This window comes from Natronosalvus halobius (genome assembly GCF_024138145.1).
GTDB classification, from domain to species: domain Archaea; phylum Halobacteriota; class Halobacteria; order Halobacteriales; family Natrialbaceae; genus Natronosalvus; species Natronosalvus halobius.
Genome location: NZ_CP099997.1, coordinates 340,175 through 358,614 on the forward strand (window position 1 = coordinate 340,175; position 18,440 = coordinate 358,614).

Here is an 18,440-nt window from a genome sequence, read left to right on the forward strand (position 1 = left end):
AGCCCCCACTAAGAGACCCGTATAATTGAGGTGAACACAATCTCCACTCCACTCCAGACGCCGATGACGCGTGTCGATATCTTCCAGGAGCTCTTCCTCGTGTTCCTGGGATTAGGGACGATCGTCGGCATCATCGTCGTAGCGTACATCCTGTACAATGCGTACAAATACCGTGACGACGGAGAGCGCCACCCGGACGAGGACCTGCCGACGCTCGGAGAGCTTCCGACTGGCGGAACCGGCGGGAAGAAACTCTTCGTGTCGTTCTTCCTGAGCGCGCTTATCGTCATCTCGCTCACGCTCTGGTCGTATGGCATGCTAATCGACGTCGAGAGCGGTCCTGAGGGCCCAAGCGAGGATGCCCTCGAGGTCGACGTGGAAGGCCAGACCTTTAGCTGGTCGTTCTACTACGAGAACGGCGTCGAGTCCAGCAACGAACTCGTCGTTCCCGCGGGGACACCAGTCTGGGTCGATGTGACATCCGTCGACGTGTGGCACTCGTTCGGCATCACTTCACAACGGGTGAAAGCCGACGCAATTCCGGGTGAGCACGACCAGACGTGGTTCCAGGCCGACGACGAGGGTGAGTACCTGATCGAGTGCTTCGAACTCTGCGGGCCCGGACACTCCAGCATGGAGGGGACACTCACCGTGATGAGCCAGGAGGACTACGAGCAGTGGGTCCAGGATCAGCTCACACTCACGCTGACCCTCGAGGACGGCGAGGGCGAACAGCTCAACGAAACCGAGAACGTCGAGGTCACGGTCCAGGACTCCGACGGCGAAACGGTCGGAACCTACACTGGTGAGGACTTCGACGACGAGGGCGCCCTCGAAATCGGCGTCGAGCAGGGTGACACCTACACCGTGATCGTCGAATCGACCGATGGCTCCTTCGAGACCACGGAGGACGACTTCGAGATCGTCGACGGCCCCGAAGAATCGCTTCAGATTGGCGGGTCCGACGACGGAAACGGCAACGACGAATCCAGCAGTGACGGTGATGAAGATGGTAATGGAAACGAAGACGAAAACGAAAACGAAACCGACGACAGCGGAGGTGAGAACTGATGTCCGATGACTTTCCACCGATGACGTCCGTCAAGCGGTGGCTGGTCACGACCAACCACAAAGACGTCGGGATACTCTATATGGCGACGGCCCTGTTCTTCTTGCTGTTCGGTGGGCTGATGGCGCTCCTGTTCCGAGCCCACCTCTGGCAGAGCGGCGGTGCCGGTCTCCTCACCGATAGTGCCTACAACCAGGCGGTGACCGCCCACGGACTGTTGATGGTGTTCTGGTTCCTCTCACCCATCGCCTCGGGCTTCGCGAACTACTTCGTCCCACTCCAGATTGGGGCAAAAGACCTCGCGTTCCCCCGTCTGAACGCCCTGAGCTACTGGTTCTACCTATTCTCTGGTGCGATGTTCATGATCTCGTTCTTCCAGGGTGGGACGTTCGAGGGCGGCTGGACGATGTACGCGCCGCTGAACGTGCCGACGTACACGCCCGCCGTGGAAGCGACCACCGGCGGAACCGCAACAGTTCTCGCGTTGATGCTGTTCGTGTTCTCGATCACGCTGGGGACGGTCAACTTCCTCACGACGATCCACCGTTCGCGCGCGGAGGGCCTCGGCCTGTGGAACATGCCGATGTTCACCTGGTCGTGGCTCCTGACCGTCTGGATGATGCTGTTCGCGTTCGCGGCCCTGCTCGCCGCATTGCTGTTGCTCGGGGTCGATCGAATCTTCCTGACCCAGTACTTCGCGACGGATCAGGGCTCGAGTTTACTCTGGGCCCACGTCTTCTGGTTCTTCGGCCACCCCGAGGTGTACATCGTCTTCTTCCCCGCACTGGGGATCATGTTCGAGACGTTCCAGACCTTCTGTGGTCGGCGTCTCGTCGGCCGGAAGTGGGTCATCATCGCGATGGTCCTCGTCGCGGTGCAATCCTTCCTGGTCTGGATGCATCACATGTTCCTGACGACGATCAACCTCGAGATCAAAACACTGTTCATGGCCACCACGATCGGGATCTCGCTGCCGTTCGACCTGATGGTCTTCGCGCTGATCTACACGATGGTCAAGGGCCGAGTGCGGTTCACCACGCCGTTCCTGTTTAGCCTGGGCGCGCTCTTGCTGTTCATCCTCGGTGGCATCACCGGGGTGTTCCTCGGCGCCGTCGTGCTCGACTACGAGTTCCGCGGCACCTACTGGGTCGTCGCTCACTTCCACTACGTGATGGTTTCGGGCGTGACCGCGCTGGTCGCCGGTATCTACTACTGGTGGCCAAAGATCAGCGGGAAGATGTACGACGAGACCCTCGGAAAGATCCACTTCGCGATCTACTTCTTCGGGTTCAACCTGCTCTACTTCCCGATGTTCCTCGCCTGGGAGACCCCACGACGCGTCTTCCACTTCAGTGAGGGGTTAGAGATCTACCACCAGCTCGCGACGGTCGGCGCGTTCATCTTCGGCGCGTCGTTCCTACTCATGTTCTACATCCTGGGCAAGAGCCTGATTTCGGGGCCGGACGCGCCGGACAACCCGTGGGAGTTCTCCCGCACGGCTGAGTGGGCGGTTCCGTCCCCGCCCCCGCTCGAAAACTGGTCTGGTCGCCCGAGTTACGCGAGCGGTCGCCTCGAGTTCGTCGACGACGAGCCTGGCGCCGCAACCGACGGCGGGACCGTCGCCGTTCCCGAAACAGGCCAGGGTCACGCGACGCCGGCAACGGTTCAGCACGCCCACGAGGAAGAACACGCCGACCACGCCAGCATCTGGCCGTTCGGAGTCGGGCTCTCACTGGCCGTCTTCTTCCTCGGGCTGGCCGGATTGACGCCGTACGTCGCCGAATTCGCCGCAGCGAATGGGGCCGACGTCTCCGCCCAGGAGCCGACCCTTCTCTCTCCGGCGCTGATCGTTCTCGGGGTGGGGATGCTCGGCTACACCCTCTGGAACTTCGGCATGGAACAGTTCAACCCCCCGGTGATGGACGTCGCCGAGCGCTGGCCGTTCGAGGGCGTCAACAACACGAAGCTCGGCGTCTGGTTCTTCCTGGCGTCGGACGTGGTCGTCTTCGGGGCGGCCATTGGCGCGTTTGTGTTCATGCGCATCCACATGGGGTGGTCTGCCTGGGAGTTCGACGCGATCCCCATGGCCGGACTCGTCAACACCTACATCCTGTTGACCTCGAGTTTCACGGTCATCCTGGCGCTGGTGATGGCCGAACGCGGGAACAAGAAGGGCCTGCTCGCCACGATGAGCGCGACAGTCCTGCTCGGCCTGACGTTCATGGGCGTCAAGGGCTGGGAGTGGGGCCAAAAGTTCTCCCACGGCGACTACTGGTTCAACGGCCTCGAGTACTCGATCTACTACGTCACGACGGGGCTTCACGCTCTGCACGTGATCCTGGGGCTGCTCGTCGCTGGCTTCATGATCTACCGCGTGGCCACGGTCGACGCTTACCTCGAGGATCACCGGCCGGTCGAGTACTTCGGGCTCTACTGGCACTTCGTCGACATCGTCTGGGTGTTCCTCTTCCCGCTGTTCTACCTGATGTAGGCGGCGGGCAGAGCCCGGACTGGCTGTTTTCGCGTTCGAGGCTGTTTTCGAGGATCCGTCTCAGTTTCGTCTTCGGATCACCTAGAACAGTGTGTTCCGCAGTCGATTCGCATAACCGTTCGAGAAGTACGTGCGATGTGGCTCGACAAATTGACGTCGTCTGGTCTTCGCTACCGCCGTCGAGTCCCTACTCGGGTTGCGGCGTCGGCAACGACCGGTGCCGTCGCGGCGGAACCAGGTAGTTCGCCCGACGTCGAACGGTCATGTACTGGAGGATGCCGTTGTTCGTCCGCGCGCCGATCGCGGACTGCTCGGCGACGTCGGTCCCGTTCATCGCCTCGCGTGTTTTTACGAAGTCCTGGATGCGACGCTGGTGGGAGAGGAAGTGAAGCCCCGCCTCGTCGGCGTCCGTCGAATTGAAGTCCCGGCGAAGGATGATCGGTTCGTCGTTCTCGCGGGCACGCGCCGACTTCTGGGAGTGGCCTACGGTCCCGTACTCGCGGGCGTCCTCAAGCGTGTCCGCTGGGCAGTTGCCAAGTTGACTCGAGTCGCCGAGATTGTCGCCCGCGCCCTCGATTTTCCCCTCGTCGGCGTGGGCCGGGCAGAACATCTTCCGTTCGCGAATCGTTCGACTGTCCTGTTCGTACCACTGGTCGAGCGAGAGACGAATGCGAGAGAGGTGGGTCGTGGTTCCCTCGGCGAACGGTCCCTCCTGGATCGTCACACGGTCCTCGGTGGCCTGGTTCTTCTTGAATCCGGATTTGAAGCCCATGAACATCGGGGCGTCCTCGGAGACGGGTTCGCTGTCGGGAATTCCGCGAACGCCATCCTGGTTCTTCGCGGGTAATCCGGCGCCTGTGAACCCGGTTCGGCGTTCCTCGACCTCGAGGATGCCCTCGACTGTGGTTTCGACGTCGACGCCGTTGATCGACTGGAGTTCGCCGGTGAGTGCCTCCTCGGCGCTCAACACGACCGACCCGCGGTCGCTGGCGAGGTGGACCATGGCGTCGTAGCTGTCGAACTCGGGCGTTTCGATGGGCGCGAGCGCCGTCGGTTCGGGGAGGTCGACGTGCTCGGTGAGGGTCTCATCGAACCGGTCGAAGTAGGCGGGGCCGTAGCCGACGGTGAACAGCAAGCCCTCGTTGCTCCGGGCGTACGCTCGCTCGAGGGTTTCGAACGCCGTCTCCACTTGTTCGCGCTCCTCGTCGGTCGGACCGTCGCCGACGTATGCGAGGTGGAGAGCGACGTGGTGTTCGGGGACGAGCGGGTTGCCGTGCTTGTCGGTCCGCTGGGCGGCCGTCCAGGCGTGCTGGCGCTCGGGGAGAGCCTCGAGTTCGTCGGTGTCGGCGCCTCGAGGCGGGGCGTCCGCATCTCCGCTCTCTCGATCGAGGCAGGCGGAGAGGGCGCTCGCGCCGCCGATGGCGACGGCACTGCGGACGAAGGACCGGCGCGAAATCGTGCGCGACGAACGCGTCATATATCGGCTCTCGGGACTGCGCGGTAATGGGGGTTGTGGTGGGGTCGTGCGGTGGTGAGGTGGCGGGTCGAGAGGTGGCAATCGGTGAAGTGTGTGGTGACAGGTGTGAGAGGACGTGATGGTAGTTGGCGAGGTATGAGATGGTAGTTGGCGAGGTATGAGATGGCAGTTGGTGAGAAGGTGAACGCACCCCACGTGACCGACAGGTGCTTTGCCATTCGCCACGTTCGCTGCTACCATGGAACAACTCGAGGTGTTCGAGACGATCGACGCTCCACCGGAGACCGTCTGGCAGGTCCTTCTCGAGTTCGACGCCTATCCCGAGTGGAACCCGTTTCTCCGCTCCGTCGAGGGACTCCCCGTCGAAGGGGAGCGGCTGATGATTCGCGTCCGGTTGCCGGGTGGTCGAAGCCGGACGATCTGGACCAGGGTTCTCACCGTCGAGACGAACCGTCGGCTCGTCTGGCTCGGTCGGCTGGGAGTTCCGTTCGCCTTCGACGGCTACCACGAATTCCACCTCGAGCCGATCGACGGCGGGCGACGAACGCAGCTGCTCCAGCGGGAGACGTTTCGAGGAGCGCTGGTTCCAGTGCTGTTTCACCGGCGTCGAATCGAACGAGGTTTTCGTGCGATGAACCGGGGACTCAAGGAGCGAGCGGAGCACCGGGTTCGGGCGACCGCCTGAACGTTGTTTTGAGAGGGTCGACACGCCGAGAACGCAATCTGGCGACCGGTCAGGATGGCGGCTCGAGCTCCGTCAGCGCCTCGAGGGACGTGATCTCGTGGGTAGGCTCGCCGTCGTAGCCGAAGTCTGTGAACGCGTAGTTCTCACGGTGGGACCGACGGATGAACGCCGAGTCGATCTCGAGGGCCTCCGCGACCGCGACATCGACCCAGCTGTCGCCGACGTACAGCGGGTTCGAACACGCCAGGTCGTCGATCGCTCGCTCGAGGTAGTACGGCGTGGGCTTCTTTCGTCTGATGCCGTCGACGGTCGGCTCGCGGCCGTAGTACGGGTCGAAGGCTTCGAGTTCGAAGTGGGCGACGATATTCTCGATGGTCTCGTGCTGGTTGTTGCTCACGATAGCCATTGGGACGTCGACGGTTTCGAGTGTCGTCACGTCGTCGTAGAGCGTCTTGTTCCCGTCCAGGAGTTCCTCGCGCTGGACTTCGATCGCCGCCCGTTCGCGGGCCGCCCAGAGTGACTCCGTCTCGAGGCCGTACCGATCAGTGACGGCCTCGAGTTCGTCGATCGTCGGGGAGATCAGGGTCTCAAGGTCGTCCTGGACGGGGTCGTCGATGCCGTGGCGTTCGAACGCGAGGGTCATCGCTCGTGTCAGCGCCTCGTAGCTTGTCGGAGTCGTCAACACACCGTCGTTGTCGAAGACGACTGCGTCGTATGCCATTCACCGGGGATAGGGGGCGAAAGGGTTTTGGCTTTACGCCGGGTGGGATGTGGGATCGTCCGGTGTCCGGTGTCCGGTGTCCGGTGTCTGGTGTCTGGTGTCCGGTGTCTGGTGTCGGATCGGCAGATCGGCGGACAGCGGGCCGTCGATCACCCGCTGACGACCCGGGAGTTCAAGTACCAGTCCGCGGCCAAAGGGGGGTGATGCACTCCCGTTCGCGTATCCGAGCCCGTTCGCGTATCCAAGCCGTCCGCCGGATCGCTGCTCGTCCCTGTCGACCGCCGACCCAGCGGCACCGATCGAGGTGGCACGATGGGGCATAGAGCGCTCGTCGCCTACCGACGCCCCGACCGACTCTACGACCTCCGGTACAGCCACTGGGGCGGCGACGAACTCAGCGTCTTCGAGTCCCTCTCCGTCGACGCACCGCTCGCAGGTGGACGAATCGACTCCGACCTCCTCGCTGACTCCGTCGCCCTGGACAGCGTCCTCACCGACTACCTCGATCCCTGTGGATACGAGGCGCTGATTCTGGTGTCTCCCGAGTACGAGATTCGCGCCTACCGCGTCTGCTGGCTCGAGTGGGGCGACGGCCGCGAACAGGGTCGAGGCGCGCTCGTCGCCGTCGAACCTGGGGAACGCGACTTCGCTGTCCGGACCTGGTTTCGCGCCACGAAGACCGTCCTGGCCGACGTCGTCGAGATGGGCGTCCTCTCGCGGCGGGCCGCCCAGTCGTACCTCGAGACCCGGATCGCCGAGGACGAGAACGGCTACTTCTACACGTACGGTGACGCTGACGGCGTCGGTGTGGACGACGGACCGGCGGATGCATTCGACGCGTTTCTCGGGAGCGAGGGGCTCGAGTGAAGGTCCACGGGTGAACGACGGGGGCTGTGTGAACCACGGGGGACTCGAAAAACGAAACGCGGTCTACGCTTCGACGTATTCGAACCACTCCTCGTACTCGTCGGTCCGGCGCTCGACGACGTCGAAGAATTTCTGCTGGATCTCCTCGGTGATCGGCCCGCGGGTTCCCTCGCCGATCGTGACGTTGTCGACGCGCTTGATCGGGGTTACCTCCGCGGCGGAGCCAGTGAAGAAGAGTTCGTCGGCCGTGTTGAGTTCGCCTCGGGAGATGGAGACGGTATCGTGGACGGTGTAGCCCAGGTCGCGGGCGATTCGAATGACCGCGTTGCGGGTGATCCCGTCGAGGATCGACTCGGAGAGGCCGGGCGTGAAGATTTCGCCGTCGCGCACGAGGAAGAGGTTCTCTCCGGGGCCCTCTGCGACGTTGCCCTCCTTGTTGAGGACGATGGCTTCGGCGAACCCGTTGCGGCGGGCCTCTTCCCCGGCTAGTAAGCTGTTGACGTACAATCCCGTCGTCTTGGCGTTCGTCGGAATCTGGCTCGAGGCGTGCTTGCGCCAGGACGAAACTTTGACGTCGATGCCGTTCTCGATGGCGTCCTCGCCAAGGTAGGCGCCCCAGGGCCAGACGGCGATGGTGGTCTTCGTCGGACAGTCCTGGGGGCTGACGCCGAGACTCTTGTAGCCGTAGTAGACGAGCGGGCGGATGTAACACGACGAGAGGTCCTGGCGGCGGATGAGTTCCTTGGTTGCCTCCGTCAGTTCCTCGTGGGAGTGACCGATTTCCATCTCGTAGGGCTTACAGGACTGAAAGAGGCGGTCGACGTGTTCCTCCCAGCGAAAGAGCGCGGGTCCGTTCTCGGTGTCGTAACAGCGCGCCCCCTCGAAGACGCCGGTCCCGTAGTGGAGTCCGTGCGTGAGGACGTGGATCTGCGCGTCCTCCCAGTCGACGAACTCGCCGTCCATCCAGATCGTGTCGACGTCCATCTCGTCAAATCCCATACCCGGAGGGACGAAGCCCTTCGTAATGAACGTTGGCGATTGCTCGTGCGTCGGTCTCGAGTGTGGTTCGATTGCGCTCGAGCGTATCGCTCGTCTCTCGGCCAGCCGAACGTCTCCCTCGCCGCCTCCGCCACCGTTTTGACCCTCTCGGGCGAGCGTTCGGTATGGACACCGCACTCGTCATCGGCGGCACGCGATTCATCGGCCGCCACCTCGTCACCGACCTCCTCGAACACGACTACGACGTCACCATCTTCAATCGCGGAAACCACGACGACCCCTTCGCAGACGACGAGCGGGTCGATCACGTCCAGGGCGACCGGACGAACGACTCGGCGCTCGAGGCCGCCGCGGCCGACGTCGATCCGGACGCCGTCTTCGACTGCGTGGCCTACTACCCGCGGGACGTGCGCGCGGCCACCGAAATCTTCGCCGGCGTCGACGCCTACGTCTACATCTCGAGCGGGGACGCCTACGGCCGCGAGGAGATTCCCAAGCGGGAAGACGAGACGCCGATGCGACCCTGCACCCCTGACCAGGCGACCGACGAGTCGGACGACACCTACGGCAACCGAAAGGCTGAGGGCGACCGCGCGGTCGTCGCCGCGGCCGACCGTGGGATCAACGCCACGTCGGTCCGCCCCTGTATCGTGTACGGCCCCCACGACTATACCGAGCGGATGGACTTCTGGCTCGACCGCGTCCTGGAGTACGACCGCGTGATCGTTCCCGGCGACGGTACCAACGTCTGGCACCGCGCCTACGTCGAGGACGTCGCCAGTGCCCTTCGGATCGTCGCCGAACGCGGCGAGCCGGGCGAGTTCTACAACGTCGGGGACCGCCGGATCGTCACGCTCGAGGAGATGGTCGACCTGATCGCCGACGCCGCAGGTAGGGACGTCGAGGTCGTCCACGCCGGCCCGCGCGAACTCGAGGCCGGCGGCCTCTCGACGGACGAATACGTCCTCTACCGCGACTATCCGCACGTCCTCTCGACTGCGAAACTCGCCAACCTCGGCTGGGAGTCGACCCCGCTCCAGGAGGCGATGATGCGGACGCTCGAGGAACACGAGGTGAGCGGTCGGGACGGGAGCGAGTACGATCCTGGACGAGACGCCGAAGAACGAGTGCTTGGGATTCTCGATACGCTCTGAGACGTTCGGAACGGATCTGCTCTGTGTGCGCCGCCTCGAGCGGGGGTATCCCTTCTTGACTCGCGGTGTCGTGTGACGAAGCAACGAGATGGACGATCATAGAGACGCCGACGGTGAGGGACCCGACGGCGGCCATCGTGACCACGACCACAGCCATCGTCACGACCCGGAGACGACCGAGAACCAGGAAATTGACGCCGAGGCCGATCGGTCGGAACCCCGCGTAGAACAGTCTATGCTCGAGGAGGAAGCCGAAGATGCCGACGAAGCGAGACGCGAGGTCGATGACCGGTACGAACGTAGGGCTGGACACGACGACCATGGAGGCGGCGGCCACGATGACCACGGAGGCGGCGACCACAACCACGGCGGCATGCACGAGGGCCACGAGCAAATGTTCCGACGACGATTCTTCGTCTCGACGCTGCTTTCGATCCCCGTTCTTCTGTACAGCGAGACTCTGCAATCGTGGCTCGGCTTCTCGGTTCTGGCGTTCCCCGGCAGCGAGTGGATCAATCCGGTCTTCGCGGTAATCGTCTTCGCTTACGGTGGCGTTCCCTTCCTGCGGATGGCCGTCCCCGAACTCGAGGACCGGTCGCCGGGAATGATGACGCTCATCTCGATGGCGATCACCGTCGCGTTCGTCTACAGCCTGGCGAGCGTCGTCTTCCCCACCCAGTCGGCGTTCTTCTGGGAACTGGTGACGCTGATCGACATCATGTTGCTCGGTCACTGGATCGAGATGCGGTCGGTTCGGCGGGCCTCGAGCGCGCTCGACGAGTTGGCGAAACTGCTCCCGGACACCGCAGAACGCATCACCGAGGACGGTGAAACTGAAGAGGTCCCCGTCAGCGACCTGTCGGAGGGCGATCTCGTACTCGTTCGTCCCGGGGCGAACGTCCCCGCCGACGGCGTCGTCGAGGAGGGTGACTCGGACGTGAACGAGTCGATGATCACCGGCGAGTCGAAACCGGTTGCGAAGGACCCGGGTGACGAGGTGATCGGCGGCACGATCAACGGCGACGGAAGCCTTCGCGTTCGGATCAGCGCGACGGGCGAGGAAACGACGTTGGCGGGGATCATGCGGCTCGTGGAGGAGGCCCAGCGAAGCGAGTCCAGGACACAGATGCTGGCCGACAGGGCGGCAGGCTGGCTGTTCTACGTCGCCCTGGCCGCCGCGGTGGTGACGGCCATCGCCTGGACCGCCGCCGTCCAGTTTAACGCCACGGTCATCGAGCGCGTGGTGACCGTCCTGGTGATCGCCTGCCCGCACGCCCTCGGACTCGCTATCCCGCTCGTCGTCGCGATCAACACGTCTCTCGCCGCGCGAAACGGGATGCTGATCCGGGACCGGATCGCCATGGAACGGGCGCGGGACCTGGATACGATCGTCTTCGACAAAACGGGAACGCTCACGGCGGGCGAACAGGGCGTCGTAGACGTTGCGACGGTCGACCTCGTGGACGAGGACGAGGCGCTCGCGCTCGCGGCCGCCGTCGAGAGCGATTCAGAGCACATGATCGCCCAGGCGATGCGCGAGGCCGCGGCCGACCGCGGTCTGAAGCCGCCGAACGTCTCGGATTTCGAGGCGCTCAAGGGTCGTGGGGTGCGCGCGACCGTCGACGGCGACGCGATATACGTCGGCGGTCCGAACCTCCTCTCTCACCTCGAGGCCGAGGTCTCCCCGGAACTGGCGGGGTTCGCTGAACGGTCCGGAGAAAACGCACGAACGGTCGTCTACCTCGTTCGCGAGGGCGGTCGCGACGGCGACTCGAGCGCCCAGGCGAACACAGAGGCAGGTGCCGGTCAGGAGCCAGGTACCGACCAGGCGAGGCCAATCGCGGCCTTCGCCCTCGCGGACGTGATCCGCGAGGAGAGCTACCGGGTCGTCGATGCGCTTCACGACCTCGGCATCGAGGTGGCGATGCTGACCGGCGACAGCGAGGACGTCGCCGCGGCCGTCGCAGACGAACTCGGCATCGAGACGGTCTTCGCCGAGGTGTTGCCCGAGGACAAGGACGAGAAGGTGACCGAACTGCAGGACCAGGACAAACTGGTGGCGATGGTCGGCGACGGCGTCAACGACGCCCCGGCGCTGGTCCGCGCCGACGTCGGGATTGCCATCGGATCCGGGACCGACGTCGCCGTCCAGTCGGCGGACATCGTTCTCGTGCAGAACAACCCGATGGACGTGGCCCGACTCGTCAAACTGAGCCGAGCGAGTTACCGAAAGATGCAGGAAAACCTCGTCTGGGCGGCGGGGTACAACGTCTTCGCCATCCCGCTCGCGGCCGGCGTTCTCGCGCCGGTTGGAATCCTTCTCTCGCCCGCTGTCGGGGCCCTGCTCATGTCGCTCAGCACCGTGATCGTCGCGATTAACGCGCAGTTACTCCGGCGAGTGGATCTCTCGATTCCGCAGTTGTCCGGTTTGTCTCCGGCGCAAAAAGCACAACCCGCGAGATGAGTCTAACCGGTCTCGTCCGACGTACCATCTGGGGACGATTCGAACGCTCTCCTCGAGGTCCCTCGTCTCGAGAGGCTACCACCGCACGATCGACGGGAACGCCTTTATATCGTTCCCCGCCTCCTCTCACCTATGTTCGAGAAGTCGACGTGGATCCGCCTCCCGCGGAACGTCGTCGTCGGTCACGACGTCCTCGCCGAAACCGTGAGCGTCGTCGACGACCTTCACCTGGAGGGGCGGCCACTGCTGGTCACGAGCCCAACGCCGCGAAAACTCGCGGCCGAACCGATCGCCGCCGATTTCGAGGAACGCGGTATCGAACCCGCCATCGTCACCGTCGAGGAGGCGAGTTTCGAGGCCGTGGAGTCGGTCATTGACGCCGCCGAAGACGTCGGGGCATCGTACCTAATCGGTGTCGGCGGCGGGAAGGCCATCGACATCGCCAAGATGGCCACCGACCACCTCGGTACCGGCTTCCTCTCGGTGCCGACGGCCGCGAGTCACGACGGCATCGTCAGCAATCGTGGCTCGGTCCCGGACGGAAACACGCGCCACAGCGTCGCCGCCGAACCGCCACTCGCCGTGATCGCCGACACCGGGATTCTGGCGAACGCACCCTGGGAACTGACGACCGCGGGCTGTGCCGACATCATCTCTAACTACACCGCGGTGATGGACTGGCGACTCGCCCACCGACTCAAAAACGTCGAGTACTCCGAGTACGCGGCCGCCCTCGCGGAGATGACCGCCGAAATCCTCGTCGGTAACGCCGACATGATCCGCCCCGGTCTCGAGGAGTCCGCCTGGATCGTCACCAAGGCGCTCATGTCCTCGGGAGTGGCGATGTCCATAGCGAGTTCTTCTCGCCCGGCCAGCGGCGCCGAGCACCTCTTTTCCCACCAGCTAGATCGCCTCGCGCCCGGCGCAGCCCTCCACGGTCACCAGGTCGGCGTCGGCTCGATCATGACGGCCTATCTGCACGAGGGGGAGTCGGGCATCTGGACCGAAATCCGGGACGCCCTGGCGAGCATCGACGCGCCGACCACGGCCGCCGATCTCGGCATCGACGACGAAACCGTGATCGAGGCACTGACGACCTGTCACGCCATCCGTGACCGATACACGATTCTCGGCAACGGGATGGACGAGCGGGCCGCTCGAGAGGTTGCGGTGAAGACGGGCGTTATCGGTTGACCGGGCATTATCGGTAGACGGGGCCTCGTCAACTGGACGGATCTCGTCGACTGAACGGGATCACCCATCGACACGAACCAGCCCGACGCCGGTGGCCGACACGTACGTCGCACCGATTCCGCCGAAACCGACGTGCACCCAGTAGGTACACAGCCGGTAGAGTAACGCAGCGGCAGTCGCGACGTCGCTCGAGACCGCGGTCGTCGCGACCAGTAGCCCGGCTAGGAACACCTCGACACCGCCCATCCCGCCCGGAAGCGGAACCACAGCTGCCACCGTGGACAGCGGTACACAGAGGAGCGCGACCGCGAACGGGGCGTCGATGCCGAGAGCGATCAGCGAGAGGAACAGCGCAAGCGCGTTGAAGATCCAGCTCGCCAGCGCGACCGTCACCGCGCCCAGCAGGACCGACCGATCCGCCGCGACGTCGTCGATCGTCGAGAGGAACCCACGGACGCGGGTTCGAACGGCGGCGCGCTCGACGCCGGGCAGCCTGGCCAGCGTTTCCTCGAGCCGAGCAGTGATCCCGAACAGGATGGTCCGTGCGACGCCGTCGCGGGTGACGGAGACGGCTGAAGCGGCGACGAGGACGGCCGCGAACAGCGCTCCCAGGAGGCCGGTCGCGAGACGGTTCGACGGGGCCGACCCGACGGTCACGCTCGAGCCGACGTCGACGGAACCGTTCGAAACGACCCCGACGAGTCCGACGACGGCAACGACGACGGACGTGAGGAAGACGAGCACCTCCGCACGCTGATGACGGCGGCGTTGTCCTCGAACGGCGACTCGGACGACCCCGCGAGCAGGTACGCGGTCACGGCGACACCGACGGACTGTCCCCACGGTACGACGCTCCGGGAGAAGTACCCCGCCAGGAACGCGCCGACGAAGTCAGCCCCGCGGGCCGATCCCTCGACCGGCCCGAGCAGTCGGTAGACGATCAGGGCGCGCAGCGCGAGCATCGTCGCTCCGGCAACTGCGCCGCCGGCGATTAGAATCGGATCGGCGCGACGGATGCTCGAGACCACGGCCTCCCAGCCGGTGCCGTAGACAAGTATCCCGGTGACCAGGAGGGCAACCGCGAAGCCGGCGGCGACCCGCAATCGGCGCATCTGCCGGGAGCAACGACATTCACTGACTTGAACGTACTGTCGGGGAACGGAACGTTCTCGACGTCGAACCGAGGACAGTTCACTCGAGCATCGCGTCGAGTCGCTCGACGCGGCGGTCGATGGAGTGGCGATCGACGAGGAGGTCGAACGTACGGCTCGAGTTTCGGGGCACGTGCCCGAGAGCTGCGATTCGTTCGAGCGCGTCTCTCATTGCACTCGCACTCGTCGTCGACGCGGCGAATGCGTCAGCCTCGTACTCGTGGGCGAGTTCTCTCCGTTTACTGGTATAAAGGAAGACGAAAACGACGGGGGCAAACAGGAACGAGTGAACAAACGTGAGCAACATTGCTGCCACTAGTGCTGCGTGCCAGAACGCCCGTCGTTCCAGGTGCCGACGTTGGACGTGCCCCAGTTCGTGTATGACGACGGCCTCGAACTCCGTCGGCTCCAGCCTAGTTCTCAGGGAGTCGGATACGAAAATCGTTCGTAGACCGGGAACGATCCCGGATGCGAGCGCGTTCGAACGGTCGTCGTCGACGAGTCGAAACCGAATGTCGACGTCGGCCGCTGCTGCGAGCCGTTCACAGCGATCGGCGACCTCGGAGGGGAGTTCAGCCGTGTCGTTCAGTCGATCGACGAGCCACGGGCCGATCGCGAAGTACGCGAGCGTCACGACGACGCCGAGCGGGACTATCTCGTAGGGCGAGGTGCGTACGAGGGTGAATACGAAGGGAATGCTAGCGCAAACGAATACGCCGTGGACACCTGTCGAAATCGCCGCTCGTCGTCGGTTCCCGTACTCGGTCAGCTTGAGCAAATCGAACGCGGAGAGTGGGAGGATGGCAGCGGTGCCGATACCGAATCCCAGAATACCGGCGACACCAGTGACGAGAACCCCGATTAGCAGGTCATCGATGAGTACAATCGCCGTGAAGCTACCGGCAACAGTGAAACACACGAGGGGAGCACCCGCCCCGATGAGGTACCACTGTACCCGTCTCGTCGCGAGGCCGGAGGCTGTCGCGGGTGCGATGAACCGTTTACAGACGCCCCATCCGATTCCGGCGGTGGCGATCGAGAGGCCAATTCCGACGACAAGAAGTCCACCAACGAGAATCGCAACGGCAGTCATCTCTCGTCCTCTTCGATCAACCACGTGGCTGCCCGTTTTGCCATGGGATATTCGTGAGGTCTAAGCAGGAAAGTAAATAGCTTCTGGTACCTGGAGACGGACGCGTTACACGTGCTCCTCGAGGAACTCGGCGATCGCCGAGTAGGCCTCGATTCGGTTCTCGAGCTTGCTGAAGCCGTGGCCTTCGTCCTCGAAGATGAGCTTGCGGACGGGGACGCCCTGCTCGCGTGCCTCTTCGGCGATCTGTTCGGCCTCCCCGACCGGAACGCGGGGATCGTTCGCGCCATGGAGAACGAACAGCGGGGCCTCGATGTTCTCGACGGTGTTGATCGGGGAGATGGACTCGAGGAACTCGCGATCCTCGACCAGCGAGCCATATTCGGCCTCGCGGAGTTTCCGGCGCCAGTCGCCCGTATTCTCGAGGAACGTGACGAAGTTGGCGATGCCGACGACGTCGACGCCGGCGGCCCAGAGCTCTGGATACTCGGTGAGCGAGGCCAGCACCATGAACCCGCCGTAGGAGCCGCCCATGGCGACGACTCGATCTGGGTCGATCGCTTCGTGGCCTGAAAGCCACTCGACGCAGGCCGCGACGTCGGCGACGGAGTCCATCCGCTTTTCGACGTCGTCCAGGCTGGCGTACTCGCTCCCGTATCCCGAAGACCCGCGCACGTTGGGCTCGAAGTAGGCGTAGCCCCGGTTCAGGAAGTACTGCTTGACGCTCGAGAACGAGGGTCGGCGTTGACTCTCGGGGCCGCCGTGGATGTCGACGATGACGGGGTAGCCGTCGTCGGCGGTTCCGTTCCCATCCACAACGCCCTCGAGCACTCCCGCCGACCCCTCCGGGAGCGTCAGAAATCCTGGCACTTCGAGGCCGTCGAAGCTCTCGACGTGAACGAGTTCCGAGGACCGGAAGGTCTCGGGCGGGATTCCTGCCGTGGGGGCGAGGGTCCACTGCTCGCTCTCGCCGGATTCGACGTCGACGACGAAGACGTTCGCGTTGACCGCATCGCCAGTCGTCGAGCAGGCGAAGACCTCGGCGTCCGGGCCGAAACTCACGCCCCCCGAGAGTCCGCCCGGCAGGTCGGGTTCGGGGAACGTCTCGAACGCCGTTGGGTCATCGCCTGCGAGTTCGCCTGCGGTGAGCTCCGTGTATCCCTCCACGTTTCGCGAGTAGACGAACCGACCCGTCTCGTCGTCCAGGGCGAGCCCGTCGACGTTCCATCCTGCTCCCTCGACGACCGTCTCGATCTCGAGGGTCTCGAGGTCCAGATAGGCGAGCGCGAGCGTGTCGGTCTCCTCGTCGGTCACGAGGTAGAGGCCCTCGCCGTCGGGTGCCCAGGAGGCGCTCTGGTAGCGAACGTCGCCTTCGTGGGGCGTGAGGTGGGTCATCTCGCTGGTTGCGAGGTCGAGGCTGTAGAGGTCCTGGTCGAAGTTCGAGTACGCCTGGGAGACCAGCAGTCGTGAGTCATCGGGGCTCCAGCCGCCGACCGTGAGCCAGCCGTCTCCCTCGGCCACGAGTTCGGCGTCGTCGCCGGTGTCCGCTCGGCCCTGGACGTACACGTCGAAGACGCTCTCGTCCCGGCGATTCGAGGTGAACGCGAACTGCTCGCCGTCGTGGCTCCAGCCGCCCCAGCGGTGTTTCGCCTCCGGCATCCCAGTCAGGTTCGTGATCTCGCCCGTCTCGGCGTCGAGTCGGTACAGTTGCGCGCGCTCGTTGCCACCTTCGTCCATCCCGAACGCCAGTTCCGCTCGTTCGGGCGACCAGGAGGCGAACGTCACCCGCTCGTCGTAGAACGTTCGCTGTTCGGGCCACGCCTGGGCGTCCTCGAGCGTCCAGACCTGGGGCGTTCCGGTGGTGTTCATCAGAAACGCCAGTCGGTCGCCCGCCGGTCCGAGAGAGGCGCCGTAGGCGCTTCGAATATTGAGATAGCGCTCGATGTCGTACGGTCCCATGGCTCACCAGTCTCGATTCGATATGGTAACGGTTTCGACTCGGTCCCTCGATGTGCCAGGGCGGGTCGGCGTCCCCAGTCCCATCCAATTCCGGCATTGTGTCCTCGACGAAACCGGTCAGTCGATGCTTTCCAGGAGAAGAGGCCCTCGAGACGAGCAGCGTCACTCGATTCCGGTAAAATAAATTCTCATTACCGGGGTCACGACCGTTCGCTCGCAGATCCAGTGTTTTAGCACTGAACGAGGAGAGTCGGAACGGTGTCCGCCGATATGGGTGAAACGGCGCGGCTAGAACCCGTTACTCGCACTCGAGATGCGGTAAGACGGCGACCGTTTCTGGCCGTAGTGTTCACCCGTTTCTGTGAATCGGCGAGCGCGTGAAATCGTCGTCAAGCAACGACGTTGTTCCCGGCGAGCGGGGTCCATCGCTCCGCAGGCTACACAGCGGTTACAGGGCTCGGGCCGTGAATTAACGGCTGAAACGGTCGCGGTCCCTTTTGAGAGCGTGTGTTCATCCAGGTTTAGGGGTTAAAAATGAGAGACACCGAATTACTGAGCGGACCAACCGAAGGTTCGTCGGTTGGATACGAGTACGACGACGATACGCGATCGCCGGTCATCGGCGCCGATCCGACGATCAGGACAGGGACGATTATCTACGACGACGTCCTGATCGGCGATCGATTCACCACTGGTCACTACGCGCTGATACGCGAGCGAACCCGAATCGGCGACGACGTGCTCGTCGGGACGAACGCAACCATAGACGGGACGTCGACCGTCGGTTCGAACGTGAGCATGCAGACCAGCGTCTACGTACCCGCAGGGACCACCATCGGGGATCACGTGTTTCTCGGTCCGAACGCCGTCCTGACGAACGACCCCTATCCACTCCGTCGGGAGGTCGAACTCGAGGGCCCGACCCTCGAGGATCACGTCTCGGTCGGCGCCAACGCGACGATCCTCCCCGGTGTGACCGTCGGGCGAGGCTCGTTCGTCGCCGCGGGTGCGGTCGTCTCGGCGGACGTCCCCGAGGAGACGCTGGCCGTCGGCGTGCCGGCGAGACACGAACCGCTTCCGGCGTCGCTTCGAGGGGGAAACGCTGCATGATCGCCATCA

15 protein-coding genes are annotated in these 18,440 nt (G+C 64.1%); 8 read left to right on the plus strand and 7 right to left on the minus strand.

What is annotated here, in order from left to right:
- Window positions 1-63 precede the first annotated feature (63 nt).
- A complete protein-coding gene (coxB, locus tag NGM15_RS01735; protein ID WP_253434479.1) occupies window positions 64-1,071 on the plus strand; it encodes a cytochrome c oxidase subunit II in 1,008 nt (335 codons plus the stop codon).
- A complete protein-coding gene (locus NGM15_RS01740) occupies window positions 1,071-3,560 on the plus strand; it encodes a cbb3-type cytochrome c oxidase subunit I (protein WP_253434482.1) in 2,490 nt (829 codons plus the stop codon). Before coxB ends, NGM15_RS01740 begins: the two co-directional genes overlap by 1 nt.
- A gap of 187 nt (window positions 3,561-3,747) precedes the next feature.
- Here NGM15_RS01740 and NGM15_RS01745 read toward each other — a convergent pair whose 3' ends face one another.
- The gene (locus NGM15_RS01745) at window positions 3,748-5,037 is read right to left on the minus strand and encodes a Dyp-type peroxidase (protein WP_253434485.1); all 1,290 of its coding nucleotides are present in this window, start codon (window positions 5,035-5,037) and stop codon (window positions 3,748-3,750) included.
- Between the two features lie 238 nt (window positions 5,038-5,275).
- On the opposite strand from NGM15_RS01745, the gene NGM15_RS01750 reads away from it, so the two are divergent.
- A complete protein-coding gene (locus NGM15_RS01750) occupies window positions 5,276-5,722 on the plus strand; it encodes an SRPBCC domain-containing protein (protein ID WP_253434487.1) in 447 nt (148 codons plus the stop codon).
- A gap of 49 nt (window positions 5,723-5,771) precedes the next feature.
- On the opposite strand, the gene NGM15_RS01755 is transcribed toward NGM15_RS01750, so the two are convergent.
- On the minus strand, window positions 5,772-6,443 hold the full coding sequence (locus NGM15_RS01755; RefSeq protein ID WP_253434490.1) for an HAD family hydrolase: 672 nt from the start codon (window positions 6,441-6,443) through the stop codon (window positions 5,772-5,774).
- Between the two features lie 312 nt (window positions 6,444-6,755).
- Here NGM15_RS01755 and NGM15_RS01760 point away from each other — a divergent pair, with 312 nt between their 5' ends.
- Complete coding sequence (locus NGM15_RS01760) at window positions 6,756-7,310, plus strand: DUF6735 family protein (RefSeq protein ID WP_253434493.1); 555 nt, start codon at window positions 6,756-6,758, stop codon at window positions 7,308-7,310.
- Window positions 7,311-7,373: 63 nt separating this feature from the next.
- Here the strand turns inward: NGM15_RS01760 and NGM15_RS01765 are convergent, their stop codons facing one another.
- A complete protein-coding gene (locus tag NGM15_RS01765) occupies window positions 7,374-8,309 on the minus strand; it encodes a branched-chain amino acid transaminase (RefSeq protein WP_253434496.1) in 936 nt (311 codons plus the stop codon).
- A gap of 164 nt (window positions 8,310-8,473) precedes the next feature.
- On the opposite strand from NGM15_RS01765, the gene NGM15_RS01770 reads away from it, so the two are divergent.
- The 3 genes from NGM15_RS01770 to NGM15_RS01780 all read left to right on the plus strand — a co-directional run bounded on the left by NGM15_RS01770 (window position 8,474) and on the right by NGM15_RS01780 (window position 13,121).
- The gene (locus tag NGM15_RS01770) at window positions 8,474-9,463 is read left to right on the plus strand and encodes an NAD-dependent epimerase/dehydratase family protein (protein WP_253434499.1); all 990 of its coding nucleotides are present in this window, start codon (window positions 8,474-8,476) and stop codon (window positions 9,461-9,463) included.
- A gap of 88 nt (window positions 9,464-9,551) precedes the next feature.
- A complete protein-coding gene (locus NGM15_RS01775; RefSeq protein ID WP_253434502.1) occupies window positions 9,552-11,927 on the plus strand; it encodes a heavy metal translocating P-type ATPase in 2,376 nt (791 codons plus the stop codon).
- A gap of 132 nt (window positions 11,928-12,059) precedes the next feature.
- Window positions 12,060-13,121, plus strand: a complete 1,062-nt coding sequence (locus tag NGM15_RS01780) for an NAD(P)-dependent glycerol-1-phosphate dehydrogenase (protein ID WP_253434505.1) — start codon at window positions 12,060-12,062, stop codon at window positions 13,119-13,121.
- 60 nt (window positions 13,122-13,181) lie between these two features.
- On the opposite strand, the gene NGM15_RS01785 is transcribed toward NGM15_RS01780, so the two are convergent.
- The 4 genes from NGM15_RS01785 to NGM15_RS01800 form a co-directional block, all read right to left on the minus strand.
- Window positions 13,182-13,865: a flippase-like domain-containing protein gene (locus tag NGM15_RS01785; RefSeq protein WP_253434508.1), complete on the minus strand. Its 684-nt coding sequence runs from the start codon at window positions 13,863-13,865 to the stop codon at window positions 13,182-13,184.
- A complete protein-coding gene (locus NGM15_RS01790) occupies window positions 13,775-14,233 on the minus strand; it encodes a lysylphosphatidylglycerol synthase domain-containing protein (RefSeq protein WP_253434511.1) in 459 nt (152 codons plus the stop codon). Before NGM15_RS01790 ends, NGM15_RS01785 begins: the two co-directional genes overlap by 91 nt.
- A 79-nt stretch (window positions 14,234-14,312) precedes the next feature.
- On the minus strand, window positions 14,313-15,365 hold the full coding sequence (locus tag NGM15_RS01795; RefSeq protein ID WP_253434513.1) for a M48 family metallopeptidase: 1,053 nt from the start codon (window positions 15,363-15,365) through the stop codon (window positions 14,313-14,315).
- Between the two features lie 105 nt (window positions 15,366-15,470).
- Complete coding sequence (locus tag NGM15_RS01800) at window positions 15,471-17,321, minus strand: S9 family peptidase (RefSeq protein WP_253434516.1); 1,851 nt, start codon at window positions 17,319-17,321, stop codon at window positions 15,471-15,473.
- A 534-nt stretch (window positions 17,322-17,855) separates the two neighbouring features.
- On the opposite strand from NGM15_RS01800, the gene NGM15_RS01805 reads away from it, so the two are divergent.
- A complete protein-coding gene (locus NGM15_RS01805; protein ID WP_253434518.1) occupies window positions 17,856-18,431 on the plus strand; it encodes an acyltransferase in 576 nt (191 codons plus the stop codon).
- The last annotated feature ends 9 nt before the right edge of the window (window positions 18,432-18,440 follow it).

Excerpts from the sequence above, each read along its gene's own strand:
- coxB (WP_253434479.1), top strand. The coding sequence starts at position 64 with ATGACGCGTGTCGATATCTTCCAGGAGCTCTTCCTCGTGTTCCTGGGA.
- NGM15_RS01740 (WP_253434482.1), top strand. The coding sequence starts at position 1,071 with ATGTCCGATGACTTTCCACCGATGACGTCCGTCAAGCGGTGGCTGGTC.
- NGM15_RS01745 (WP_253434485.1), bottom strand. The coding sequence starts at position 5,037 with ATGACGCGTTCGTCGCGCACGATTTCGCGCCGGTCCTTCGTCCGCAGT.
- NGM15_RS01750 (WP_253434487.1), top strand. The coding sequence starts at position 5,276 with ATGGAACAACTCGAGGTGTTCGAGACGATCGACGCTCCACCGGAGACC.
- NGM15_RS01755 (WP_253434490.1), bottom strand. The coding sequence starts at position 6,443 with ATGGCATACGACGCAGTCGTCTTCGACAACGACGGTGTGTTGACGACT.
- NGM15_RS01760 (WP_253434493.1), top strand. The coding sequence starts at position 6,756 with ATGGGGCATAGAGCGCTCGTCGCCTACCGACGCCCCGACCGACTCTAC.
- NGM15_RS01765 (WP_253434496.1), bottom strand. The coding sequence starts at position 8,309 with ATGGGATTTGACGAGATGGACGTCGACACGATCTGGATGGACGGCGAG.
- NGM15_RS01770 (WP_253434499.1), top strand. The coding sequence starts at position 8,474 with ATGGACACCGCACTCGTCATCGGCGGCACGCGATTCATCGGCCGCCAC.
- NGM15_RS01775 (WP_253434502.1), top strand. The coding sequence starts at position 9,552 with ATGGACGATCATAGAGACGCCGACGGTGAGGGACCCGACGGCGGCCAT.
- NGM15_RS01780 (WP_253434505.1), top strand. The coding sequence starts at position 12,060 with ATGTTCGAGAAGTCGACGTGGATCCGCCTCCCGCGGAACGTCGTCGTC.
- NGM15_RS01790 (WP_253434511.1), bottom strand. The coding sequence starts at position 14,233 with ATGCGCCGATTGCGGGTCGCCGCCGGCTTCGCGGTTGCCCTCCTGGTC.
- NGM15_RS01795 (WP_253434513.1), bottom strand. The coding sequence starts at position 15,365 with ATGACTGCCGTTGCGATTCTCGTTGGTGGACTTCTTGTCGTCGGAATT.
- NGM15_RS01800 (WP_253434516.1), bottom strand. The coding sequence starts at position 17,321 with ATGGGACCGTACGACATCGAGCGCTATCTCAATATTCGAAGCGCCTAC.
- NGM15_RS01805 (WP_253434518.1), top strand. The coding sequence starts at position 17,856 with ATGAGAGACACCGAATTACTGAGCGGACCAACCGAAGGTTCGTCGGTT.